The organism is Streptomyces sp. NPDC019531 (assembly GCF_044903305.1).
GTDB lineage: Bacteria > Actinomycetota > Actinomycetes > Streptomycetales > Streptomycetaceae > Streptomyces.
The window spans coordinates 1-22,858 of sequence record NZ_JBJDQL010000062.1 but is presented as its reverse complement, the minus strand read 5'-3'; the positions used below and the strand labels follow the sequence as shown (position 1 = coordinate 22,858).

The window sequence follows — 22,858 nt, the reverse complement described above, 5'->3', positions numbered from 1 at the left end:
GTAGTGCGGCAAACGCTCCGAGAACTGGCAAATCGCCACGCTTCGGGCTGGTCGCCGCGTGACGTGGTCCCGCGCGGCTCAGCTGTCCGGCAGCACCAGCGTGCAGGTCTCACCGGGTGCGATGGTGACGGCGCGGTCGGCCAGCATCACGCGGATCGGTGACTCCTCCGAGTCGGGTACACCGATCTCCAATTGTCCGCTCCGGCGCCGTATGCCGATGCCCCCGTGACCGCGATAGCGGAGCGAGAAGCTGTACTCGGAGAGCGCGGGGAGGGGCACCGGGTCCAGCCACAGGGCGTCCTCGCGCGTCTGGAGTCCCGTCAGACCGCGCTGGACCAGGTCGAGAGTCCCGGCCACGGCCCCGAGGTGGATACCTTCACCGGTTGTGCCGCCCTGGATATCGGCGATGTCCGCCTCCAGGGCCTCCTGGACGTACTGCCATGCCTCGGATCGCCTGGCCTTGGCGAGGACCAGGCCGTGAACGAGCCCGCTGAGTGTGGAGCCGTGACTGGTGCGCCGCAGGTAGTAGTCGACGGTCCTGCGCCAGAGCCGCTCGTCCAGGTGGTACCCGAGACGCCGGAACAGATCCCGGAGCTCGGCGGGTGAGAAGAGGTAGCCGAGCATGAGGACGTCGGCCTGCTTGGGCGCTTGGTAGCGGTTGACCGAGTCGCCTTCGGCCTCCAGGATCCGGTCCAGTCGCCTGATGTTGTCGTAGCGCGTCCGGTAGGCGTCCCAGTCCAGTTCGGCGAGGTCGCCGTAGCCGTCGAACTGGCTGATGACGCCCTGGTGGAAGGGCACGAGCAGGCGCCGGGTGACGTCCTCCCACTTCGGGAGTTCGCTGCTGTCCAGCTCGATGCGTCCGAGCAGTTCCTGCCGACGCCATGCGGGCAGGCGTCGTACGAGGTCCAGCGCGCGGGTGAGGACCCAGGCGGCGGTGACGTTGGTGTAGGCGTTGTCGTCCAGGCCCGGCCGGGCGGCGTCCGGGTAGCTGTCGTGGTACTCGTCGGGGCCGACCACACCACGGATGCGGTAACGGCCGTGCTCGGGGGCGAACTCCGCGGTGTCCGCCCAGAAGCGGGCGATCTGCAGCAGCATCTCCGCGCCCTTGGTGTGCAGGTACTCGGTGTCACCGGTCGCCTCGCAGTACTGCCACACGTTGTAGGCGATGACCGAGCCGACGTGGTGCTGGAGCCGGGAGTTGTCCGGCAGCCACCGGCCCGAACGGGGATTGAGATGCAGCTGCTGAGTCTCCTCCCGCCCGTCGCTGCCGGACTGCCACGGGTACATGGCCCCGGCCCGGCCCGCCGCACCGGCCGCGCGGCACGCCTGCGGCCGGCGCCGGTGACGGTAGTTCAGCAGCGCCCGCGAGACCTCCGGGAAGTGCAGGTTCAGATACGGCAGCACGAACAGCTCGTCCCAGAAGACATGGCCCCGGTACGCCTCACCGTGCAGCCCGCGGGCCGGCACTCCCACGTCGAGGTCCGCGGTGTGCGGCGACAGCGTCTGCAGGACGTGGAAGAGGTACAGGCGCAGGACGCGGCCCGCCTCCCCGGGCACCTGGATGTCCGCGCGCCGCCACAACCGCGCCCACGCGGCGACATGGGAGTCCAGCAGCGCCGAGAAGCCAGGCGCTTCGGTCACCCGGTCCAGCGCCGCACCGAGCGGGTCACTGATCGCCACGTCGCGTGACGTGTGTAGGGCGACCGTCTTCTCGACGACGGCGGGCCGGCCCGGAGCGATCGGTATCACCAACCGGTGCACGGCGCGGCGGCGGGAGGGGCGCTGCTGAGACGATGTGGGCGGCTGTCCGACGGCGACTGTGCGGGCCGCCATACCGATGCTGACGTGGGAGGCGCTGGTGCGGCACGCAGCCACGTCGTGTCGTCCCCACGGCCCGCAGGCTGGAATCTGATCCGTCGACCCCCACGACCAGCGGAAGCTCCATCGTCCACACCGCCTTCCCACACGCCAACCGCGAGACGTCCTGTGAACACCGTCGCACCGCCCTGGGCCCGTCGCGACACGTGGACCGACCCCGAGGCAGGCGGATCGGTTTCAAGAGCAGACCTCCGTCCCGGTTGCACCGCGCCCGTTTGCGGCGATCGTGGAATTACGGCCCGGAGGAACACAGCGCTGGGGCTCCCCCATCGCCGACGCGGCCTTCAAGCTGACGAAGATCACGGCCCCGCAGGGCGAGACGTCCGTGACCGGATGCGAAGCCGACCGGAAACGAAACCCGTTCTCCACCTTCGAGGCCATGGAGAAGGGAAGGACATCGTGATGACCAGGCCCGGCGTTTTCGGCGCCCTGACCCCGGAGCATCGCGAGCAGCTGATGACGCTCGCTCGCGAGGTGTCGTTCGAGACGGGCGAGCGCATCTTCAACGAGGGCGGAAAGGCCGACCATTTCTGGATCATCCACACGGGCACGGTTGCACTCGACCTTCACGTACCCGGTCGGCAAGCAGCGGTCATCGAGACCCTCGACGCCGGACGGCTGCTGGGCTGGTCCTCGCTGGTGCCTCCCCATCACTGGCATATGGGGGCCGAGGCCGCTAGCCCGGTGCGCGCCTACGAGTTCGACGCGGCGGCGGTCCGTGAGATGTGTGCCACGGACCCGGCGCTGGACCACGAGCTGTGCACCTATGTCACCGGCGTGATCGCGCGCCGGCTCAGGTCCGCCCGGGTGCGCCTGCTCGACCTGTACGCGCCCCACGGCGCGGGCGAGGTGCCCTGACGAGACAGGACGAGGTGCCTGGACATGCCCGATACCCCGCACATCGTGAGCGATGTGATGGCCCAGACGGTCGTGGCCGTCGGACGCGACGCGCCCTTCAAGGAGATCGTCCGGACCATGGAGCAGTGGAAGGTCAGTGCCATGCCGGTCCTGGAAGGCGAAGGGCGCGTCATCGGCGTCGTCTCCGAAGCCGACCTGCTGCCCAAGGAGGAGTTCCGCGACAGCGACCCGAGCCTCTACGAGCAGCGCCGACGGCTCTCCGACGTCGCCAAGGCCGGCGCGGTGACGGCGGAGGAGCTCATGAGCACCCCCGCCATCACCGTCCACGCTGACGTCACCTTGGCCCATGCGGCCAGGATCATGGCCGTCCGGCATGTCAAGCGGCTGCCGGTGGTCGATGGCGTGGGCATGCTCCAGGGCATCGTCAGCCGTGCCGATCTGCTGAAGGTCTTCCTGCGGTCGGACGAGGACATCGAGGAGGAGGTCCGCCGCACCGTGGTGTCCTACCTCTTCCCTGCCTTCAGTCACGCCATCCACGTGAACGTGCACGAGGGAGTCGTCACCCTCCGCGGGCACATCCGTGACACCTCGCTCATCTCCGTCGCGGTGCGCCTCGTACGCGCTGTGGAGGGCGTCGTGGACGTCGAGCCCCATCTCACCGGCGAGTCCGCCACGCCGGGCCGCCCGGAGGGCAAGGTGTGATCGCTTACTGATCGGCCGGACTGATGCGGCGTCCCGTGAGGCGCATGGGCTCGATCGATACCCACATCTCGCGTTCGCCTCCGGCCCACGGCGTGGTGTGGGCGCGGTCGACCAGCTGCCTCACCGCGTCGGCCTCGGTGACCACCGCGCGCGGGTCCGACGACGAGGACACTCCAGCCCTGGCTCATCGCCTCGTCCACGTGGTCGACCTCGAAGGCGACTTCCGATCCCACAGCCCTCGCCGGGACCGAGTCCGGCGAGGTCCGGAACGCGATCGCGCCGACGACCTCGTAGTTGACCGGAACCACCCCCGGCCCGCCGGGCGTACCGCGACGCGCCCCACGCCGTGCGTCGAGAGCAGGTGGCGGGGCATTCCTCCGGGCTGAGGTCCCGCAGCCGAGGGTGCAACAGTGCCTGGCCTTGGCCAGGTGGGAGATCGATGCCGGCCCCGCGCGGAGCGGTGACTGTGGTGCCCAGCGCGTCGGCCAGCCTGATGAGGGTCGCCACCGTCGGGTCGGCGGGCTGGTCCTCCAGGTACTTCAGGTAGTGCGGAGACATGCGGGCGCGGCGGGCTGTTTCCTCCAGGCTGAGCCGCTGCCTGTGACGCTCGACGGCCACACGCCGACCGATGTCGCCGGGGTTGGGTTGCCCGGTCGGCGCGGCGGCTGCCGACACGCCCTCCGCCACGCTCCCGTCCGGCTGGGAAACCCGGTGGGTGGTTCCGGGCCGTCCGTGCTCGACATGGCGGATGTGTGCGTCGGGCCCGAAGAAGACGAGCGTCACTTCGTCCGTGTCCGACCAGCGCACATCGTACGGAGGTGTTCCGTCCTCGTGGTGGAGACCGACGATCTCGCCGTCGCGCCTGGCCCAGGTCGTCGAGCTTTCGATGACGAGTTGGTCGCCGAGGTGAGCTCGCATGATCGCCGCCCTCTCCTCAGAATGGTGCTGTATCCAACGTGCCACGCATGACACGCCGCCGCATGGGACGACAGGCCCATTCCACGCGCGAGCGGCTCACCTTCGCGAGACGACATGCACCACCGTACGGTCGCAGAGCTCATGACCCGAGACATCGTGCGGGCCCGGCGCGACATGCCGTTCAAGGAAATCGTCAAGCTTCTCGCGGAGAACGACGTCACCGCCGTGCCCGTGGTCGACGAACTCGACCGTCCCCTGGACGTGGTGTCCGAGGCCGACCTGCTGCGCAAGTCCTCCACCCAGGCCGACCCGTCCGGCCTGACATCGGTCCCCCACCTTGAGGAATGGGAGCGCGTCAAGGCCGAAGGCGCCCGGGCCGAGGAGTTGATGTCGGCTCCTGCCGTGTGCGCGCGTCCCGAGTGGACCGTGATCGAGGCGGCACGCCTCATGGCGGCCCACAACGTCAAGCGGCTGCCCGTGGTGGACGAGGCGGACCGGCTGCAGGGCATCGTGAGCCGCGGCGACCTGCTGAGGATCTTCCTACGCCGTGACGACGCCATCCGCGACGAGATCACCGGAGACGTACTGCGCGGGACGCTCGGCCCTGCTGCCTCGGAGGTGACGGTCGAGGTGCGCGAGGGGCAGGTCACCCTGGGCGGATCCGTCGAGACCATCGAGCGGCTGTGCCGGAGTGTGGACGGCGTGGTCTCGGTCTCCGGGCACATCGCGTGCCGGACAGACGGCTCCCGTGCGTCCCGCGACGGCACAAACCGCCCCTGCTACGACGGACAGGCAGCGTCATCGGTCATCCTCCTTGTGTCTCATCCGGCAACGGCCAGCCGGTCTCCGGCCGGGCACTGCGCCCGGTCGCGGGCGCGGCCACGCCCTCGATGTCGCGCTCTGCGAAATCCACCAGCTGCCGGCCTAGGTCGTGCATCGCTCTGCCCGCCGCCAGCTCGTCGCCAATCTCCGGCACGTCCGTGTCGGCGGGGTGCCGGTGTGCGGCGCCGTGCCCGGTGAGCTCCGTGGTTCCGGTGTCCAGCACCACACGCGCCTTGGTCGTTCCCTCTTCCTCGAAGAGGTAGAGGCGGATCTTCCATTCCACGGTATGCGGCATCGCGTTCCTCCTCATCCCGGTACGGAGCGATGCGGTCCGGGTGCGCTCGGCTCACGGCTTCGCAGGTCCGCGGCCGAGGCCCGGACCTCGTCCTCGATACGACGCCGGACCTGGTCAGTGAGCGAGGCCAGCTGACCGGAGGTCACCGCCCGCGGCGCGACGGGTGCCCGGATCCTGCGCGCCGCCGGCGGGAGTCCGGCCAGGTCAGCCGTGAACCGCTCCCCGCTGTCCCCCACCGTGGGGCGCTCGCCGGTGCGCCTCCCCCTCTCCATCACCGCCACTAGCAACGGCTCGCCCTGCCTGGGCGGCTGCTCATCACGCACCCCGATCACATCGCCGTATCCGGGGCAGCGGAACACCTGTTTCTGTCCGGGGGCGGTCACCTTGGCCGAGGAGAGCTTCATCACCGGCCGTCCGTCGTACTCGACCAGCTTGTAAGCGGAGTCCAGGAACGGGGCGTCGGCCGAGACGCCGACGCGAGTGCCGACGGCGTAGATGTCGATCGGCACACCGGAGCGGACCAGTTCGTCTACGGAGTACTCGTCGAGACCGCCGCTGGCGACTATCCGTACGTCCGGCAACCCTGCAGAGTCGAGGATGGCGCGTGCCCGTACGGCGAGGGCGCCGAGGTCGCCGCTGTCCAGCCGTACGGCCGAGCCGCGTCCGCCGGCCGCGTCGTCGAGATCTCGCAGCACCCGCGCCGCGACGCGGACGCCCTCGTCGGTGTCGTAGGTGTCCACCAGGAGCGTCACCGGACCAGGGTGCGAGCGGGCGAAGGCGCGGAACGCCTCCTCCTCCGCCGCGAACGCCTCGATGTAGGAGTGGGCCATCGTGCCGACGGCCGTCAGCCCTTCGGCGGTGGCCGCGGCGACGTTGCTCGTTCCGGCGAAGCCGACCATGGCGCTCAGCCGGGCGGCCTGGTAGCCGGCCTCGGGGCCGTGGGTGCGTCGCAGGGAGAAGTCCACGACCGGGTGTCCGGCTGCGGCCAGGAGGCAGCGGGCGGCCTTCGAGGCGATCGTCGTCTGGTGGTTGACCTGGTTGAGTACGTGCGTTTCGACCAGCTGTGCCTGCGGGAGCGGGGCGGTCACCTCCAGCAGGGGCTCTCCCGCGAGGACGATCCGCCCCTCCGGAACCGCCCGGACCTGACCGGTGAATTTCATGCCCAACAGCGGTTCAAGATCGCGGGCAGGCCGGTGCAGCGCCGAGGCGAAGGCATCGACGTCCTCAACGGTGATCCGGTAGCCGGAGAGGAAGTCGAGCGACGACTCCAGCCCGGCGGCCACCAGAAACCCCCGGTCGGGCGGCATGTCACGGACGAAGAGACTGAACGCCGCCGGGCCGGTCAGCCCCTCCTTCAGGTACGACATCGCCATCGTGACCTCGTACAGATCAGTGGTCGTCGCATCGGACATCAGCGTCACCTCCCGGACGCCACCCCAGGGCCCCGGCTGTCACCCGTGGAACCGCGCGGACCACAGGGGCTCCACCAGGTCCCATTCGGCGTCCCACTGCGCGTACCTTCTGCGGTCCAGCGCCAGCCGCACCCCTTTTCGCCCGGCGACGAAGCCGGCGAACACGCCAAGCGCTGTCAGGCCGCCCGTCAGCCAGCCGGTGGCCGTCGCGTTGCCCGCGGGCATCGGCGGCTCCTGAACGGTTTCCTCCCGATCCACCCAGATCCGCACCGTCGAACCCACGGTCTTGTCCAGTGGTACGCGGGCGGTTCCGGTCTCCTGCCGGCCGTCCTTCCCCGTCCAGCTCACCCGCACCGTCTGCTTCTCGTCCGAAGCACTGCCCGGTGCCGCCTCGGGGGCCGACGTCACTCTCGCTGTGATCTGGTGCCGCTGCGCGGACTGGGCCTGGACAGTGCGCATCGTGGACTCGTACGCAGCCAGCCCCGCGCTCACCGAAGCCACCGGCAGTCCGAGGGCGAGCACCAGGAGCAACAACCTGGAGTACCAGGCTTCGACGCGGTCGGACGTACGCCTCAGCGGGTTCGGGCCCTTGGGCGGGTGCTGCTCCCGGCGCGGCCGGTGAGGACCGGATGCGTGTGGCGAATCCTGTGTGCTCATGGTCTGGCCTCCAGCTGTCGCTGGTGCGTCCCCCGCCACGTTCCTCACCACCTTCCAAGGGCGGCGGGACCCGGTCACGGGGCCGAAGGCCCCTGCTGACCACCAGTCGGCCCATCCCGCCCCTCACCGCTCATATCCGCGGAACGACCGCGATCGGGCACGGCGCGTGATGCAGCACCGCGTGGTTGACCAGACCCAGCTGCAGACCGATGTGCCCATGCCGCCTGCGGGCCCCGACGACGAGCAGATCAGCGCCGGCCGCGGCTTCCAGGAGCGCCCGTCGTGCCGGGCCCTCGACCGCCTCGCTGCTCACCGGCACGTCCTGATACCGCTCCGCCGGGTCGCGCAGCGCCTCGGCGAGCACCTGCGCCGGCGGGCGTCGCAGGGCTTGGATGGCGTATCCGGACAGGCCCGGCGGCCCAGGGCTCCCGACCGGGACACTCCAGGCGTGCACCCCCACCAGCCGGCAGCGCCGCACGTGGGCCTCACGGAACGCGAACCCCACGGCCGTACCGCTGCCCTCCCCGTCCTCCACACCGACGACGACGTTCCCGAATCGCCTGCCCCGGTGCTCCACCCCGCCGCGCACGACGACGACCGGGCAGTCGGCATGGGCGGCCACGGCCAGGCTGACCGAGCCCAGGAGCATCCCGGCGAGGTCTCCGAGCCCCCTGGACCCGAGCACCAGCGCGAAGGCGTTGCGCCCCTGTCCGACCAGGGCGGACGCCGCGTCCTCATGGAGCACCTCGCTCGACAGCCGAACGGTGGGGGCGCTCTTGCCGACACGCTCCGACGCTGCGCCGATCACGTCGGACGCCTCGCGGTCCCCGGCCGCCGCGTGCGGGAGGTGGAGCGGCACCCCGTGTCGGACCGCCTCGTCGGCGGCCCAGTCCACCGCCTCCAGGCTCGCCTCCGACCCGTCGACACCGACCACCAGGGGAATCGTCACCGCCCCTGTCTCCTTTCGTACCGGATGCCGCTCGAACCGGATTCCGCGCTGGGGGCCCCTCGTTCACAGCTCCACATGCGCCGCAAAGGGGATTGGGGTACTCCTCGAATAAGAGAACGCACCACTCGGCATGTCGGCGTCGTCCGGACTATCCACGTCATCGGACTCGTTCACCGTCATCCACGTTTCCAGCTTCCTATGAGACGGAGGCCGCCGCCATGCAGCCAGCCATCACCGTGGGCCTCGACGGCTCACCCGAGAGCCTTGCCGCCGCCCGCTGGGCCGCCGACGAGGCGGAGAAACGCAAGCTCACCCTGCGCCTGCTGCACGCGTGGCCGCTGCTGGCGCCGGAACCGACCAGCATCCCCTCGGAAGTCGATCAGAACTACTGGGCGAAACGTCTCGTCCGCACCGCGCAGGCGGAGCTCCAGGCACGCCACCCGGGCCTCTCTGTCGTCGGGAACCTGGTCGCCGACGACGCCCAGAACGCGCTGCTCCAAGCGGCGTCGGACTCCGAGATCCTCGTGCTCGGTTCGCGGGGGCTCGAGCCCGTCGAGAGCTACTTCCTGGGCGACGTCAGTATGCCTGTCGCGGCACGGGCCGAGCGGCCGGTGGTGCTGGTCCGTGCTGAACCCCGGGTCGACGGGCCGCCGCCGGCGTCCGGGAGCAGCGTGGTCGTGGCCTTGAAGCTGCACGGGTCCTCCGACGACCTGCTCGACTTCGCTTTCCACACCGCTGCCGCCAGAGGTGTTCCTCTCCTGGCCGTCCACGGCCGAAGCGTGCCGATCCATGCACGCGTGCCCTGGGGCGTGGACCACGACATCACAGAAGAGATCACGCGGGGCGCCCAGAAGCAGCTGGGCAAGGCGCTGCGCCTCTGGCGCGAGAAGTATCCGCAGGTGGACGTGGCAGACAGCATCCGTCTGGCAAGCCCTGCCAAGGCCGTCGTACGGGCCGCCGAAGGCGCCGCGCTGCTGGTGGTCGGCCGACGCAAGCATCGTCCTGGTCTGGCGCCGCACCTGGGTCCGGTGGCGCAGGCCGCCATTCATCACGGGCGCTGCCCCGTCGCCGTCGTCCCTCATGACTGAGAACGGCCTCCGCGGGACATCGGTCCGGTCGGTGCCCCGGGCCGAGGCGTCCGCGCCGCCGTCCGGTGCTTGGCACGACGACCGTCCGCTGCCGCGCGCGGAGGTGTGCGAGACCCACACCGCGATCGTGTTCTTCGCCGGTGACCGCGCCTACAAGATCAAGAAGCCGGTCGATCTGGGGTTCCTGGACTACACCACGGTGACGGCTCGCCGGGCGGCGTGCGAGCGCGAAGTCGCTCTCAACCGCCGCTTCGCCCCCGACGTCTACCTGGGCCTGGGCGAGATCCGCAGCCCCGATGCCACAGAAGCCGAACCGATGGTGGTGATGCGCCGCATGCCCGCGGACCGCCGCCTGTCCCGGCTGGTCCGGGAAGGGGCGGCCGTAGACGATGTTCTGCGGGCCGTCGCCCGGCACCTCGCCGCATGGCATGCGGAAGCACCCCACGGCCGGGATGTGGCGGAGCAAGGCACGCGGGACGCGCTGTCATCGCGCTGGGAAGCCAGTTTCGCGCAGGTCCACGAGCTGGTCGCCGACGGCGTCGCGCCCGACGGGGTGCCGGAGGTCGAGCGGCTGGTCCATCGCTACCTCACCGGCCGCAAGCAGCTGTTCGACGACCGCATCGCGCAGGGGCGGGTGGTCGACGGCCACGGCGACCTGCTCGCCGAGGACATCTTCTGCCTCGACGACGGCCCCCGCGTGCTGGACTGCCTGGAGTTCGACGACCACCTCCGCTACGTCGACGGCCTCGACGACGCCGCCTTCCTCGCCATGGACCTGGAACAGCTCGGCGCCCCGCAGGCCGCGGCGTACTTCCTCGCCCGGTACAGCGAGTACTCCGGCGACCCCGCGCCCTCTTCCCTGTGGCACCACTACGTCGCCTACCGCGCGTTCGTCCGCGCCAAGGTCTCCCTGATCCAGGCACGCCAGGGCGCGCCGGGCGCGGAGACCGCGTCACGGCGACTGGTCACAGCGACGCTGCGCCACCTGCGCACCTCCGCCGTCGGGCTGACGCTCGTCGGCGGGCTCCCGGGCAGCGGGAAGTCCACCCTCTCCGGAGCCCTGGCCGACCGGCTGGGGGTGACGCTGCTCAGCAGCGACCGCCTCCGCAAGGAGCTGGCAGGCATCCCCGCAGAGCAATCGGCGGCGGCCGGCTACGGCGAGGGCCTGTACACCCCGCAGTGGACGGCCAGGACCTACGCCACCCTGCTCGACCACGCGGCCACCCTGCTGTCCTGCGGCGAGTCCGTCGTCCTGGACGCCACCTGGTCCGACGCGGCACAGCGTGACGCGGCCCTGCGCATGGCCGAACGCACCAGCGCCGACCTCGTGGCCCTGCACTGCCACGTGCCAGGCGACGTATCAGCGGCCCGCCTGACCACGCGTGCGTCCGGGACGTCCGACGCCGGCCTCGACATCGCCACCGCCATGGCTGCGCGGGAATCGCCGTGGCCCGAGGCCGTCCCGGTCGACACCAGCGGCCCGTTGGAGTCCGCGGTCGTCCAGGCACTGGCCGCCGTACGCCCCTGGGGCGGCAGCCAGGCACCGGTATTCCGCCGCCCCTACATGGAGCCGGACTAGAGGAGTGGTCATGCCCGCGGGTGTCCGGGTGCGAGCGCTGGATGCCGCGCCGCGCCTCCAGGTTTCGCGGGAGGCGGCGGATTCCCTCATGGTGGGTTGTACGGGGAATCTCTGGCCGGCACGGGCGGCAGAGCCGGGCATCATGCCGTGCCCGTTACGGCTTCTCGGGAGGGGCCACCATGGGCGAACAGAGACCGCTCGCCCCCGGCGAGGCATGGCGGGCCGTTGCCTCATGCTTCCTCGCCACGTTCGCGCTGCTCGTCCGGCACCGGATCCGCCTGCCGAAAGAACGGGTGAGAATGCGGCTCCGCTTCGCTGACGGCACCTGGGCCCGGGTGTACCGGGAGACTCGCCTCGGCAGCGGCCTGGCGAAGGACCCGTGCACGCTGGTGGTCAGCTTTCGGCTGCGCCTGGTGCGCGGGCCTGGGCACGCCTTGTTCCGGGCGGAGAGCCTGCTGAACACCCCCCTGTTCGTCGGCTTCCCCGGGTTCACCTCGAAGCTGTGGCTGGCTCACGACGAGCGCGACCGCTACCGCGGCGTGTACGAGTGGGACAACCCAGAGCGCGCCGAACACTACGCGCGCTCCCTGTGGCGGGTTCTGGCGCTGGTCAGCGTGCCGGGCTCGATTCACTACGCCGTCCTGCCCGGAATGCGCCGCGACGATGTCCTCGCAGATCCCGGGCTGGCCGAGGGCCTGGCGCAGGACGACACCGCGGCATGGTGGCGCATCAAGAGCACGGCATGAAACATGGCAATGGCGACAGCGGTGGACGTCCTTGTGGTCGGGGCCGGTCCGACCGGTCTGACCCTGGCACTGCAAGCCCATGACCACGGAGCGCGGGTCCGGGTCATCGAGCGGCGTCCCGGCGTGTTCCGGCCCTCCCGCGCGCTCATCCTGCACCCACGCACTTTGGAGATCCTACGCCCGCTGGGCGTCACGGACGCCTTGCTGGAGCTGGCGGACACAGCGCCGACGGTCGGGCTACATCTCGGCTCCCGCGTCGTCGAAGCCAGTTTCGCCGACCTCTCCCTGACCGACACTGCGTTCCCCCATCTCTCACTGATGCGGCAGACGGACGTCGAGAGAGTGCTGGCCCAGGCGCTCGCCGACCGGGGGGTGGCGGTGGAAAGGGGCACCGAACTGGTCACCACCCGCGATGACAAGCACAGCGCGTGGGCCGTGCTGCGTTCGCAGCAGGGTACGGAGGAGATCCGCTGCCCCTTTGTCGTCGGCTGTGACGGCCCGACCAGTACCGTGCGGGTCTGCGCCGGCACCGGGTGGCACGGCAGGCCCTACATCGAAGAGGTGGTCCTCGCCGACCTCGATATCAGCGGCGACTCGGGCCGTTCCGGTGCCCAGGTGTTCGCGGGGCGTCAAGGACTGCTGTTCCTCGTCCCGCTCGGAGAGCAGGCCGCCTGGCGGCTGCTGGCCACTCGGGCGTCCGCCGGCGGATCCGGACTGGACTTCGGCCAGCCCGGACCCGCCGTCCCGTATGCCGATCTGCAGCGACTTCTGAGCGACGCCGGATCGGACGCACGGATCGAGCGCCTCGCGTGGTCCGCACGGGTGCCCCTGCAGTGCAGCCTCGCCTCACGATTCCGCTGCGGGCGGCTCTTCCTCGCGGGGGATGCGGCTCACAACTACTCACCGGCCACCGGCCAGGGCATGAACGCCGGCATCCAGGACGCGGTGAATCTCGGCTGGAAGCTCGGCTTTGCGGCGAGCCGCTCCGGGGGCGAGGCCGTCGGCGGACTCGATGCCGAAGTGCTGCTCGACTCCTATGACAGTGAGCGCAGGCCGGCCGCTCACCGACGGCTGATCCTCACGCACACGACTTTCTGGGCAGAGGCGTCGACCGGCCGGATCCCCTCGTGGCTGCGTGCAGTGGCCGCTCCTCGCGCGGCCCCGGCTGTGCCGGTTCTCCTGGCCCGGCGACGGCTGGTCGCCGAAGGCATCCGCTTCATCTCCCAACTACGGGTGAACTACCGATGCAGCCCCCTGTCGGTGGACGGAACACCGCGCCTGCGTGGTGCGCCTCGCCCCGGGGACCGGCTTCCGGACGCAACCGTCAGCGTCGGCGGGCCGCCACGACGGCTGCACGGGTTGCTGGCCCGTTCGGGTGTCCACCTGCTGCTGCAGCGCGACGCCGACGGGCCGCCGGACACGGCACTCGGTCCCCACGTCACTGTCGTCCGGCTGACGAACAGCCCGGGGCGCGGGGTTGTGGCCGTCCGTCCGGACGGCCACGTCGGCTACCGGTGCGGAACCGCCGACGCGGCCGGGCTGAGCGGCTGGTTGTCGCTGATCGGCGCAGCGGTCGCGTGAAGGAGGGAGTCCTGATCGCCGGCACACCGGCCGCCGATGCCGCCCGTCTGTCTCATCCGGATCCCGGATGGATGAGCGTGTTGTCGCTCGTGCGGTCGGCGAAGTAGTCCTCGATGTTGCTCACGGTGGTCTCGGCGATCTGGCCGACGGCGTCCCGGGTGAAGTACGCCTGATGTGAGGTGACCAGCACGCTGGGGAGAGTCATCAGCCGGGCCAGGCGTTCGTCGGTCATTACTTCCAGGGACTTGTCGAGGAAGAAGACCCCGGCCTCCTCCTCGTACACGTCCAGGCCCACCCCGCTGAGGCGGCCGGCGCGCAGGGTGGTCAACAGGGCGTCAGTGTCGACCAGGCCGCCGCGGCTGGAGTTGACCAGGACCGCGTCGTCCTTCATCAGGGCGAGGGCCTTGGCGTCCACGAGGTGGTGGGTGTCCGGCAGCAGCGGTACGTGCAGGCTGATCAGGTCGGATTCGGCGAACAGGCGTTCGCGGGGGACGTATTCCATGCCGAGGGCCAGGCAGTCGGCGTTCTCCGCGATGTCCCAGCCGAGCAGGCGCATGCCGAAGCCGTGGGCAATGCGGGCGAACGCCGTACCAATCTTGCCGGTGCCCATCACACCGACGGTGCGGCCGTGCAGATCGCGGCCCATGAGCCCGTCGAGCCGGAAGTCGAACTCGCGGGTTCGGTGCGCGGCCCGTACGATCCGGCGGCCCACGGCCAGGGCAAGTGCCCAGGCGAACTCGGCGACCGAGTAGGGCGAGTAGTACGACACCCGGGCCACCGTCAGTCCCAGTTCCCGGGCGGTAGCCAGGTCGATGTTGTTGTAGCCGGTGGAGCGCTGGGCGATCAGTTTGGTGCCGCGCTTGGCCAGGTGGCGCAGCACCTCGGCGTCGAGGGTGTCGTTCACGCTGCTGAGCACGACCTCGTGGCCTGCCGCGATGGGGACGGTGTCCCGGTTCAGGAACAGGTCCAGGCAGCGCAGCACGTGGCGGTCGGCGAACGCCCTGGCGAAGGTTTCCCGTAGAAGTGGCTGCTCATCGGCCAGAACTCCGTACGCGAGGATCTCCACAGGGGCCTCCTTCCACGGGGCGGTCACATCCACGACCTTAGGCGCCCGCTCGAGCCGGTGCCTGGGCCTGTCGGCCTGCCGTGCGGGACGTTCGCCCCCACGGGTGTGCGTGGCCGGGACAGCTCCCGGCAGACGGTGATGCGGTCGCCATCCGGCAGGCGTACGTCGAGCACGGCCACGTCCGGCCGGACGGCCGGGCCCCGGTCGAGCGCGTGTGCGGCGGTGTCGGCGTCCTCGACCACCGAGATGCCGGGCTCGGCGGCCAGGAGACCGGCGAGACCGCGCGTACCACCTCATGGTCGTCCAGCAGGAAGGCCCGGATCGGATTCTCCTCCGTGAAGGTGCGTGCCCGGTCATGACGGCCCATTGCTGCAGTCACACGCCTGGGCCGATCGGCCCAGGCGTGTGACGGGGACAAGACCGCCGACAGGGGACGTACGGCGCGAGGGCTGAACCTTCGGCACACCGCGGTGACCGCCGTGTCCGGCGAGACTGGATATGAGAGGCGTGCCGCTACGTCACCTGGGAGGTGGAGGTCATGCTCCGCACCATCACCGTTGGTCTGGACGGCTCGCGCGAGAGCCTGGCCGCCGCCGAGTGGGCAGCCCGGGAGGCGAAACTGCGAGGGCTGCCGGTGAGACTGGTCCACGTCCGTGAACCGGTCCCGGAACCAATGGCGCAGGCCCCGCTGCTCGGCGCGGAGACGCACCAGCACTGGACCGAACGCGTTCCCCGGGAGGCCGCGGCGGGGCTCCGGCTCCGTCACCCCGGCGTCGAGGTGACGACCGGGCAGGTCGCCGGGCGCCCGAGTGACGTGCTGGTCGAAGCTGCCAGGGACGCCGAACTGCTCGCCCTGGGCGCGCGCGGCATGAGCGGGATCGGCGGTTTCCTGGTCGGGTCCGTCGGACTGGCGGTCGTCGCCCATGCCGGGCGGCCGGTTGTGTTCGTACGCGCCGGCGAGCAGGCTGCCGACGAGCATGACATGGACCCTACGGGCATACCGTCCGCAGCGGCTCCCTTCCTGCCTGTCATACTCGGCCTGGACACCGAAAGCCCGGACGAGACACTGATCGAGTTCGCTTTCGACACAGCTGTCCGCCGTGCCACGTCCCTGCGGGTCGTTCACGGCTGGCATCCGCCGCCGTACTACGCCTACGGCCTGTCAATCGACCCACAGCTTCGCGGGTCGCTGGCGCGGCGCGAAGCCGCAGCCCTCGCGGAGGCTCTGCATCCCTGGCGGCAGAAGTACCCGGACGTGCAGGTGATCGAGGAATCGCGCAACGAGAGTCCGGCGGTCGCTGTGGTCACCGCCTCCAAGGCAGCGTCCCTGGTGGTCGTGGGCCGACGCGTACGCCGTACTCCTGTAGGCATTCACATCGGCTCGGTCACGCATGCGGTGCTGCATCACGCCACCGCGCCCGTCGCCGTCGTTCCGCACGAGTGACGCAGCGGCTCGTCTTCACCCTTTGCGCAGGGCGGTGAGAACAATGCACCTTCCCGTGGTCGTGGGCGTGGACGGCTCCGAGCCGAGCCTGCGAGCTGTGGGCTGGGCGGCCGACGAGGCCGCGCTGCGCGGGCTGCCCCTGCGAGTGGTGTACGCCTCGCTGTGGGAGCGGTACGAACACGCCGTCTTCGCCACAGGTGGGGACCGGTCGGAGCAGATCCTCAATGGCGTCTTCGTAGCGGCCGCAGCCGAGCGCGCCCGGACGCGGATCCCTGATCTGCAAGTGTCCACCCAAGTGATACCGGAGGGGCCGACGCCCGTTCTGGTGCGTGAGGCACGCACTGCTTCAGTGCTGGTCCTGGGGTCCCGCGGTCGCGGCGATGTCGCCGAGCTGCTGCTCGGTTCCGTCAGCCTGACCGTGGCGGGACGGGCCGACTGCCCCGTGATCGTGGTCCGTGGCGGCCACGACGAGGGGGACGGTGCATGCCGTCGCATCGTTCTGGGCATTGGCGAGGAGGCGGCGACCGCGAACGCCGTCCGCTTCGCCTTGGAGGAGGCTGAGCGACGCGGCGCCCTACTGGAGGCCATCCGCGCATGGCGGCGCCCGGCGCACGAGACCGCCGACCACCCACTACTCGCGGGAAAGTCGGCGCATGCGCACGAGGAGCGGGCAGTGGAAACACTGGAAGCCGCGCTCCGTGCCGCCCCAGCAGGCGTGGAACTGCACAGGCGCACAGCCGAAGGCTCCGCCCGGACGGTGCTCCTGGATGCCTCCCACGGTGCGGACCTGCTGGTCGTGGGGGCACGCCGCCACCCGGGGCACTTGGGGCTGCAACTGGGCCGGGTCGCCCACACGGTGCTGCACCACGCCGCATGTCCGGTCGCCGTGGTGCCCGAGCCCGTGTGAGAACCCAGCAGAAACTCATGTTGTCGTGGCGCCGGAGTCGCCGTCGGCGGTGATCGCCGCTCGGCCAGCTTCCAGGCGAGCTACCGGGACGCGGAACGGCGAGCAGGAGACGTAGTCCAGCCGGGCGGCGTGGAAGAAGTGGACGGACTCCGGGTCGCCGCCGTGCTCGCCGCAGACACCGATCTTCAGGTCAGGGCGCGCGGCACGCCCCTCAGCGACGGCGATTTCGACCAGCCGCCCGACACCGGCGCGGTCGATCGTCTCGAACGGGGAGGCGTCGAAGACGCCCTTGTCCAGGTAGGCGGAGAAGAACGCCGCTTCCACATCGTCGCGGGAGAAACCCCACGTGGTCTGGGTGAGGTCGTTGGTGCCGAAGGAGAAGAACTCCGCCTCCTCGGCGATCCGGCCCGCGGTCAGCGCCGCGCGGGGCAGCTCGATCATCGTGCCGACCGGGCATCGCACGGGAACACCGGACTCCTCGGCGACCGCTGCCAGCACACCTTCCACTTCCTCGCGTACCAGCCTCAGCTCCGTGACGTCCCCGACGAGCGGCACCATGATCTCCGCCTGGGGATCGCCGCCGACCCGCGTGCGCTCCACGACAGCCTCGGCGACGGCCCGTACCTGCATGGCGACCAGGCCGGGGACCACCAGGCCGAGACGTACCCCGCGCAGGCCGAGCATCGGGTTCTCCTCGTGCATGCGGCCCACGGCGTCCAGCAGTTTGGTGTCGTGCGGGTCCGGCTGCTCGCCGCGAGCCTCAGCGGCGGCGATACGGACGGCGAGGTCGGTGCGGTCGGGCAGGAACTCGTGCAGGGGCGGGTCCAGGAGGCGGATGGTGACCGGCAGACCGTCCCATCGCCGCCAGGATGCCGGCGAAGTCCTGCCGCTGGAGCGGCAGCAGGGCGTCCAGAGCACGTTCGCGCTCGGTGTCGGTGCGGGCCAGGATCATTTCTTCGACCAGCTTGCGGCGGTCGCCGAGGAACATGTGCTCAGTGCGGCACAGGCCGATGCCCTGGGCGCCGAAGCGGTGGGCGCGGGCTGCGTCCTCGGGGGTGTCGGCGTTGGCCCGGACCTCCAGCCGTCGTACGACACCCGCCCTTTCCAGTGCCCGCGCGACCGCGCCGACCACCCCAATCGGCTGCTTACCGGTCTCCAGGTACCGCATCATCGGGGAGTCGACCAGCGGCACCGCGCCGACGTATACGACGCCCGCGGAGCCGTCGACCGAGATCACGGTGCCCTCCTCGACGACCGTCCCGTCGCCGGTGGTGAAGCGCTGATGCTCGGTGTCCATGGTGAGTTCCTCGGCGCCGCACACACACAGACCTTGCCCATGCCGCGGGCGACGACGGCCGCGTGGCTGGTTTTGCCGCCGCGGCTGGTCAGCACGGCCTGGGCGGCGACCATGCCGGGCAGGTCGTCGGGGGTGGTCTCCTGCCGTACGAGGATCACCTGCCGACCCTCGGCGGCGCGCCGCACCGCTTCGGCGGAGTCGAAGACGGCCGCTCCGACCGCCGCGTCGGGCGAGGCCGGGATGCCGTGCGCGAGCGCGTCGCGGGTCGCCGAAATGTCGAAACGCGGGAACATCAGCCGCGCGAGCCCGCCACCGCTGACCCGGGCCAGGGCCTCGTCCGGGGTGATCAGCCCTTCGTCGGTGAGCTCGGCGGCGATGGCGAAGGCGGCCTCGGCGGTGCGCTTGCCCACCCGGGTCTGCAGCATCCACAGCGTGCCGCGCTCGATGGTGAACTCGATGTCGCACAGGTCCCGGTAGTGGCGCTCCAGCGTCCGCATGTGCTCCAGCAGGTGCCGGTAGGAGCGCGGATCGAGGCGTTCGAGGTCGGCGAGCGGCACAGTGTTGCGGATGCCGGCGACCACGTCCTCGCCCTGTGCGTTGGGCAGGTAGTCGCCGTACAGGCCGGGGCGTCCGGTAGCCGGGTCGCGGGTGAAGGCGACGCCGCTGCCGGAATCGGGGCCGAGGTTGCCGCACACCATGCGCTGCACGGTGACGGCGGTGCCCAGGTCGGGGATGTGCTCGCGCCGCCGGTACAGGCGGGCGCGCTCCCCGTTCCAGGAGCGGAAGACGGCGAGGATCGCCCGGCGCAACTGCTCGGCAGGAGACTGCGGGAACTCCTCGCCCGTCTCGTCACCGATCAGACTCTTGTACGCCTCCACGAGTTCGGCCAGATCCTCGGCGTCGAGGTGTACGTCGTCCGGAGCTCCGCGACTCTCCTTCAGGCTCGTCATGGCCCTCTCGAACCGCGCGGTGTCGACGCCCATGACCGTACTGCCGAACATCTGGACCAGGCGCCGGTAGGAGTCCCAGGCGAACCGCTCGCTACCGGACACCTCGGCCAGGCCCAGGACGGATGCGTCGTTCAGGCCGATGTCGAGGACTGTCTCCATCATGCCGGGCATGGAGAACCGTGCCCCGGAGCGAACCGACACGAGCAGCGGATCGTCCGGCTGCCCCAGCGCCGCCCGGCGTTCTGCTCCAGCGCGCTCAGGTGCTCCGAGACGTCTCGGGACATGCCTGCCGGTTCGGCGTCGGTGGCGAGGAAGGCCCGGCACGCTTCGGTGGTGATGATGAAACACGGCGGGACCGGCAGGCCCAGCCGGATCATCTCGGCCAGGTTCGCTCCCTTGCCGCCGAGCAGGTCGGCCAGGTCACGGCCGCCCTCCGCGAAGTCGTACACGTAAGGGCCCATGACACCGCGCTCCTCAGATATTTGGGCTGGTGACCGTTCCAGTGTCGAGCGGAAGGGAACAGCAGGGCAGGTGCCCTATGCCACCTGGGGCGGGCCGATCGGCCCACCCCCGCTAAATGTGGCCTCCAGAGAGGTGGCACTCGGCGTCGACGACGCCCTCGACGGCGCGTATGAGGCGGCGGCGGCCGGAACGACGGAAGTGCCCCTGGCGGGAGAACCCGAACTCAGGCAGCGCACCATCCAGCAGCAGCGACTCACCGGCATCGGCGGTCGAGTGAGCGCGCATCGCAGCCTCCCGGGAGCACGTGATCACGCGGCCCCGGTTATCCGCGCGCGCAGGTTGTGGAACTGGCGGATCTGCATGATGAAGTGGGCGTGTTCCCAGAACAACAAGTCCATTGGCCTCGTGAGCACACGGGGGCGGCTTCGACCGCGCGTGCGGACGACAAGGCGGGTGTCCACGCCGACCGGTTCGAGGTGGAAGCCCCAGACCGAGCTGACGAACGCCCGAGGCACCGGTCCACCGAACGGATCGAACGGACGGCCTGACGGCAGTCGCGTGTCACCCCGCAGCACCAGGGACCGTTCCGGAACGAGGACCGCGACGGTGAACCAGGCGCGGCCGCTGGGCACCGACGCAAGCCGCTGTCCCGGCTCCAGGCCCTGCCACTGGCCGACGATCCGATCAGCGCTCGGCCGTCCACCGTTGTCCAGCCGGTCCCAGCTGTACCAGCCACCGCGGTCACAGCCCATCTGCGCCAGCCACGCCCAGACCTCCGAAGGCGGCGCGGGCAGGGTCGTGGCCATGGTCGAACTACTGTCGGCACCGGGGACGATCTCATCCCCGGGATAGGAACGCGCAGCCTCTCCGCGAGTCGCGCCCCAGGTCAGCATCCTCGGCCGCAGGACCAGGCCGTGCAGCGCCAAGGCGACCGCTGCGGAAGCCACAGCGGCCGACCCGAGCATGGCTCGGTGTTCGCTCACAACCCGAGCGTCCCTCGTCAGACCCTGGTACGCCACCCGGAGCCCGCTTACCCTCGCCGTTTCGGCTGGGGTGATGAGGCGTCGTTGAGGGATAACTGTCTGGTAGCCGACGCGATTTCGGTGTTCGGACACGGTGGAGACCTGGCGCGGTGGTCGGGTTCTCCAGGGTCCTTCGGGTCGTGGGCGGTCAGGGGTTTACCGGTCAGCCGGCGGGACGGGGTAGTACGGCAAGGCGATGGAAGGCCGTGGCCAGTTCGCTTCTCCAGGGCCAGGTCGCCGATATCCGCAAGCGCAGGCGTCGGCCGCCGCGGGTGAGGCGGGTGGCGACGTGCAGCAGCCGGTTCCGGAGCTTCTTCGGCTCGGCAGAGGCCAGCTCCCCGTCCAGCAGCAGGACGCGTCCAGGCCAGCAGATCGATCGCCGCGAGGCTGAGTTCGAGCCAGACGGCGTTGACGGCGAAGTCGCGGGAGGGGAAGCGGCCGAAGCCGGTGGTCTTGCCGCACCGGATGTGGTCCTCGACAGTGGCATGCCCACGGTGACGGACCTCCAGGAACTGGGCGGATCCGCCCCCGGAGTACGGGGTGTCGGTGAGGAACACCTGATGCCGCAGGCCCTCGTCCTGGTCGAACAGGGACAGTTGGGCTCCAGGGTGCGGCCGCTCCCGGCGCACGATGACGCGGGTGCCGTCCGGGTAGCCAGCCAGATCGACCATGCCAGTCAGCTCGGCCACCTCGCCGCCCTCACGCAGTGTCCGTCCTGGTTAAGGGCAGGATGCCAGAGGCGGTCGGGCATAGCCCGGACAGCGCGGCGGACCGGCTCGGTGATGGCGTATCCGACCGAGAAGAAGGTACGAATTCCTCTTCTTCGCAGGTTACGGACGTGCGCGAGGAAGACTTTCGCGGATCCGGCACTGTCGGCGGGGACCAGGATGTCGGTGCCGTGCCGGTGGGCGTCGGGGATCTGCGCGAGCGACTGGTCGAGCACCGTGACGTAATCGGCGGCAGTGTTGGCTCCGGCGTTCCCGGGCCGCAGCCGCCCCAAGATGGCCTCGCCGGTGTTCGCGAGGAAACACAGCAGCGGGTGGAAGCCGAAGCCGCCCTTATAGGTGGGTGCGGCCTGCTCTTTTCTCGGAGTGGCAGGTCCAGCGTGGCGTCGAGGTCCAGAACCAGGCCGGGAAGTTCTCGTCCGCCGGCCCGCGCAGCAGGTATGCCCGCGCCGGTCTCGGCAGCCTGCATCCAGGTGACTTCCCGGGCTGAAGCGCGGGCCGCTCGCAGCGAAACAAGTGCAGCCTCGTCGGTGTCGGCCAGCAACCGCCAGGCGGTGGGTGTGGAGGCGACCGGGCCGAACACCCCAGCCTGGTCCCGCAGCACGGCCAGATCCGCGATCGCCTCACCACCGTCGGCGATCATCACCGCCAAGTCGGTGGCGACCCGTCCCGGGTCATGCCCGGCCCCGCGCGGCCGAAGTGACCTGGGAGCGGCGAAGTACGCGGCGGTCAGCCCGGTGGCATCAGCGAGATCCGCCAGCAACCGTGCCCCGGCATGCCCGACCGTCCCCGAACCATCGGCATCACCGTATCCCCCCGCCTGATCGAGGGACTGGCGGCACGGGACACATACGCGGAGAACGGTATGGCCGAGGAGCCGGCGAAGACCCAGAAGGTCGAGGTACGACTCGGCTCCGAGAAGGACCCCTCCCTCACCTGGCAGGGGAATCCCCCCGCTCTCACCCGGCTCGTGTCGGCGCACGCCCCTTTCTGCGACTGGACGGTGCCCGCACGCTCAAGCCGACGGCGAACACGCTTCCCCGGGCCACGGTCGACGGGCTGCTGAGGCACCGGGTTGCGGTCCCGCACTGAAGTCGTCACCGCGGTGCTCACCGGCTCCCTCTGACCCGGCGCCGTCGGCACGCCGCCCGGACCGGAGTTCGTACCGGACCGCACCCACTCAGCGCCACCGCACACGACTAGCGAGGTCGAGATACGAGCGGCGGCTGGGGGCGGAGGCAGCTTGCCGCGGGTTCCCAGGTATGCGATCGGACGGCGCGAGTGGACGCTACGGAAACCGCCCGGCCCGCCGAACGGAGGAGCGTTGGATACGTGACACCGGCGCGGTGCCGGGGCCGGCGGCCCCGGCCAACCAGCAGGGCCGGGGAACCGCACCGGATTAACAAGTTGGTGCGTGATAGCGGGTGAGGCGTGTTTGGCCTGGTGTGGACTGTGTTCAGGTGATGCTGGTGCGGTCGGAGACGAGGCTGGCGATAGCGC

16 protein-coding genes and 6 pseudogenes are annotated in these 22,858 nt (G+C 70.5%); 10 read left to right on the top strand and 12 right to left on the bottom strand.

Annotated elements, in window-relative coordinates; genetic code table 11:
- Nucleotides 1-78: 78 nt before the first annotated feature.
- Nucleotides 79-1,883: pseudogene (locus ACI2L1_RS40925) on the bottom strand (glycoside hydrolase family 65 protein); the annotation flags it as partial.
- A gap of 397 nt (nt 1,884-2,280) precedes the next feature.
- Between ACI2L1_RS40925 and ACI2L1_RS40920 the strand changes: the two are divergent.
- Nucleotides 2,281-2,736 (top strand): Crp/Fnr family transcriptional regulator, encoded by a 456-nt coding sequence (locus ACI2L1_RS40920; RefSeq protein ID WP_404744546.1) that lies wholly within the window; start codon nt 2,281-2,283, stop codon nt 2,734-2,736.
- Between the two features lie 24 nt (nt 2,737-2,760).
- Nucleotides 2,761-3,438, top strand: a complete 678-nt coding sequence (locus ACI2L1_RS40915; RefSeq protein WP_404744545.1) for a CBS domain-containing protein — start codon at nt 2,761-2,763, stop codon at nt 3,436-3,438.
- 4 nt (nt 3,439-3,442) lie between these two features.
- On the opposite strand, the pseudogene ACI2L1_RS40910 reads toward ACI2L1_RS40915, so the two are convergent.
- Nucleotides 3,443-4,356: pseudogene (locus ACI2L1_RS40910) on the bottom strand (DUF1918 domain-containing protein).
- A 114-nt stretch (nt 4,357-4,470) separates the two neighbouring features.
- Here ACI2L1_RS40910 and ACI2L1_RS40905 point away from each other — a divergent pair.
- Nucleotides 4,471-5,112, top strand: a pseudogene (locus ACI2L1_RS40905) (CBS domain-containing protein); the annotation flags it as partial.
- Nucleotides 5,113-5,161: 49 nt separating this feature from the next.
- On the opposite strand, the gene ACI2L1_RS40900 reads toward ACI2L1_RS40905, so the two are convergent.
- The 4 genes from ACI2L1_RS40900 to ACI2L1_RS40885 form a co-directional block, all read right to left on the bottom strand.
- Nucleotides 5,162-5,473: a DUF1876 domain-containing protein gene (locus ACI2L1_RS40900; RefSeq protein WP_404744544.1), complete on the bottom strand. Its 312-nt coding sequence runs from the start codon at nt 5,471-5,473 to the stop codon at nt 5,162-5,164.
- 11 nt (nt 5,474-5,484) lie between these two features.
- Nucleotides 5,485-6,885, bottom strand: coding sequence for a nicotinate phosphoribosyltransferase (locus ACI2L1_RS40895; protein WP_404744543.1), 1,401 nt, complete (start codon nt 6,883-6,885; stop codon nt 5,485-5,487).
- Between the two features lie 39 nt (nt 6,886-6,924).
- A complete protein-coding gene (locus tag ACI2L1_RS40890; RefSeq protein WP_404744542.1) occupies nt 6,925-7,542 on the bottom strand; it encodes a hypothetical protein in 618 nt (205 codons plus the stop codon).
- A gap of 130 nt (nt 7,543-7,672) precedes the next feature.
- The gene (locus tag ACI2L1_RS40885) at nt 7,673-8,491 is read right to left on the bottom strand and encodes a universal stress protein (RefSeq protein WP_404744541.1); all 819 of its coding nucleotides are present in this window, start codon (nt 8,489-8,491) and stop codon (nt 7,673-7,675) included.
- A 218-nt stretch (nt 8,492-8,709) separates the two neighbouring features.
- Here ACI2L1_RS40885 and ACI2L1_RS40880 point away from each other — a divergent pair, with 218 nt between their 5' ends.
- The 4 genes from ACI2L1_RS40880 to ACI2L1_RS40865 all read left to right on the top strand — a co-directional run bounded on the left by ACI2L1_RS40880 (nt 8,710) and on the right by ACI2L1_RS40865 (nt 13,485).
- A complete protein-coding gene (locus ACI2L1_RS40880) occupies nt 8,710-9,579 on the top strand; it encodes a universal stress protein (RefSeq protein WP_404744540.1) in 870 nt (289 codons plus the stop codon).
- A gap of 103 nt (nt 9,580-9,682) precedes the next feature.
- Nucleotides 9,683-11,158, top strand: a complete 1,476-nt coding sequence (locus ACI2L1_RS40875; RefSeq protein WP_404744562.1) for an AAA family ATPase — start codon at nt 9,683-9,685, stop codon at nt 11,156-11,158.
- A gap of 179 nt (nt 11,159-11,337) precedes the next feature.
- Nucleotides 11,338-11,904 carry a hypothetical protein gene (locus tag ACI2L1_RS40870; protein ID WP_404744539.1) on the top strand — a complete coding sequence of 189 codons (567 nt, stop codon included), beginning with the start codon at nt 11,338-11,340 and terminating at the stop codon, nt 11,902-11,904.
- 3 nt (nt 11,905-11,907) lie between these two features.
- Nucleotides 11,908-13,485: an FAD-dependent monooxygenase gene (locus tag ACI2L1_RS40865; protein ID WP_404744538.1), complete on the top strand. Its 1,578-nt coding sequence runs from the start codon at nt 11,908-11,910 to the stop codon at nt 13,483-13,485.
- A 52-nt stretch (nt 13,486-13,537) separates the two neighbouring features.
- On the opposite strand, the gene ACI2L1_RS40860 is transcribed toward ACI2L1_RS40865, so the two are convergent.
- Together ACI2L1_RS40860 and ACI2L1_RS40855 are read right to left on the bottom strand one after the other, a co-directional pair.
- The gene (locus ACI2L1_RS40860; protein ID WP_404744561.1) at nt 13,538-14,551 is read right to left on the bottom strand and encodes a 2-hydroxyacid dehydrogenase; all 1,014 of its coding nucleotides are present in this window, start codon (nt 14,549-14,551) and stop codon (nt 13,538-13,540) included.
- A gap of 101 nt (nt 14,552-14,652) precedes the next feature.
- Nucleotides 14,653-14,918 (bottom strand): annotated as a pseudogene (locus tag ACI2L1_RS40855) (response regulator transcription factor); the annotation flags it as partial.
- A gap of 171 nt (nt 14,919-15,089) precedes the next feature.
- Here ACI2L1_RS40855 and ACI2L1_RS40850 point away from each other — a divergent pair.
- Nucleotides 15,090-15,995, top strand: coding sequence for a universal stress protein (locus ACI2L1_RS40850; protein ID WP_404744537.1), 906 nt, complete (start codon nt 15,090-15,092; stop codon nt 15,993-15,995).
- Between the two features lie 43 nt (nt 15,996-16,038).
- Nucleotides 16,039-16,902, top strand: coding sequence for a universal stress protein (locus ACI2L1_RS40845; RefSeq protein ID WP_404744536.1), 864 nt, complete (start codon nt 16,039-16,041; stop codon nt 16,900-16,902).
- 15 nt (nt 16,903-16,917) lie between these two features.
- On the opposite strand, the pseudogene ppdK reads toward ACI2L1_RS40845, so the two are convergent.
- The 4 genes and pseudogenes from ppdK to ACI2L1_RS40825 form a co-directional block, all read right to left on the bottom strand.
- Nucleotides 16,918-19,610: pseudogene (gene ppdK / locus ACI2L1_RS40840) on the bottom strand (pyruvate, phosphate dikinase).
- A gap of 112 nt (nt 19,611-19,722) precedes the next feature.
- The gene (locus tag ACI2L1_RS40835) at nt 19,723-19,896 is read right to left on the bottom strand and encodes a hypothetical protein (protein ID WP_404744535.1); all 174 of its coding nucleotides are present in this window, start codon (nt 19,894-19,896) and stop codon (nt 19,723-19,725) included.
- 23 nt (nt 19,897-19,919) lie between these two features.
- Nucleotides 19,920-20,594, bottom strand: a complete 675-nt coding sequence (locus tag ACI2L1_RS40830; protein ID WP_404744534.1) for a hypothetical protein — start codon at nt 20,592-20,594, stop codon at nt 19,920-19,922.
- A 202-nt stretch (nt 20,595-20,796) separates the two neighbouring features.
- Nucleotides 20,797-22,154, bottom strand: a pseudogene (locus tag ACI2L1_RS40825) (IS1380 family transposase); the annotation flags it as partial.
- On the opposite strand from ACI2L1_RS40825, the gene ACI2L1_RS40820 reads away from it, so the two are divergent.
- Nucleotides 22,134-22,424, top strand: a complete 291-nt coding sequence (locus tag ACI2L1_RS40820) for a hypothetical protein (RefSeq protein ID WP_404744564.1) — start codon at nt 22,134-22,136, stop codon at nt 22,422-22,424. The pseudogene ACI2L1_RS40825 and the gene ACI2L1_RS40820 overlap by 21 nt on opposite strands.
- Nucleotides 22,425-22,858: the final 434 nt, after the last annotated feature.

Bases quoted from the DNA above. Each gene is read 5' to 3' on its own strand.
- ACI2L1_RS40920 (WP_404744546.1), top strand. From the start codon at position 2,281: ATGACCAGGCCCGGCGTTTTCGGCGCCCTGACCCCGGAGCATCGCGAG.
- ACI2L1_RS40915 (WP_404744545.1), top strand. From the start codon at position 2,761: ATGCCCGATACCCCGCACATCGTGAGCGATGTGATGGCCCAGACGGTC.
- ACI2L1_RS40900 (WP_404744544.1), bottom strand. From the start codon at position 5,473: ATGCCGCATACCGTGGAATGGAAGATCCGCCTCTACCTCTTCGAGGAA.
- ACI2L1_RS40895 (WP_404744543.1), bottom strand. From the start codon at position 6,885: ATGTCCGATGCGACGACCACTGATCTGTACGAGGTCACGATGGCGATG.
- ACI2L1_RS40890 (WP_404744542.1), bottom strand. From the start codon at position 7,542: ATGAGCACACAGGATTCGCCACACGCATCCGGTCCTCACCGGCCGCGC.
- ACI2L1_RS40880 (WP_404744540.1), top strand. From the start codon at position 8,710: ATGCAGCCAGCCATCACCGTGGGCCTCGACGGCTCACCCGAGAGCCTT.
- ACI2L1_RS40870 (WP_404744539.1), top strand. From the start codon at position 11,338: ATGGGCGAACAGAGACCGCTCGCCCCCGGCGAGGCATGGCGGGCCGTT.
- ACI2L1_RS40865 (WP_404744538.1), top strand. From the start codon at position 11,908: ATGGCAATGGCGACAGCGGTGGACGTCCTTGTGGTCGGGGCCGGTCCG.
- ACI2L1_RS40850 (WP_404744537.1), top strand. From the start codon at position 15,090: ATGCTCCGCACCATCACCGTTGGTCTGGACGGCTCGCGCGAGAGCCTG.
- ACI2L1_RS40845 (WP_404744536.1), top strand. From the start codon at position 16,039: ATGCACCTTCCCGTGGTCGTGGGCGTGGACGGCTCCGAGCCGAGCCTG.
- ACI2L1_RS40835 (WP_404744535.1), bottom strand. From the start codon at position 19,896: ATGCGCGCTCACTCGACCGCCGATGCCGGTGAGTCGCTGCTGCTGGAT.
- ACI2L1_RS40820 (WP_404744564.1), top strand. From the start codon at position 22,134: ATGCCCGACCGTCCCCGAACCATCGGCATCACCGTATCCCCCCGCCTG.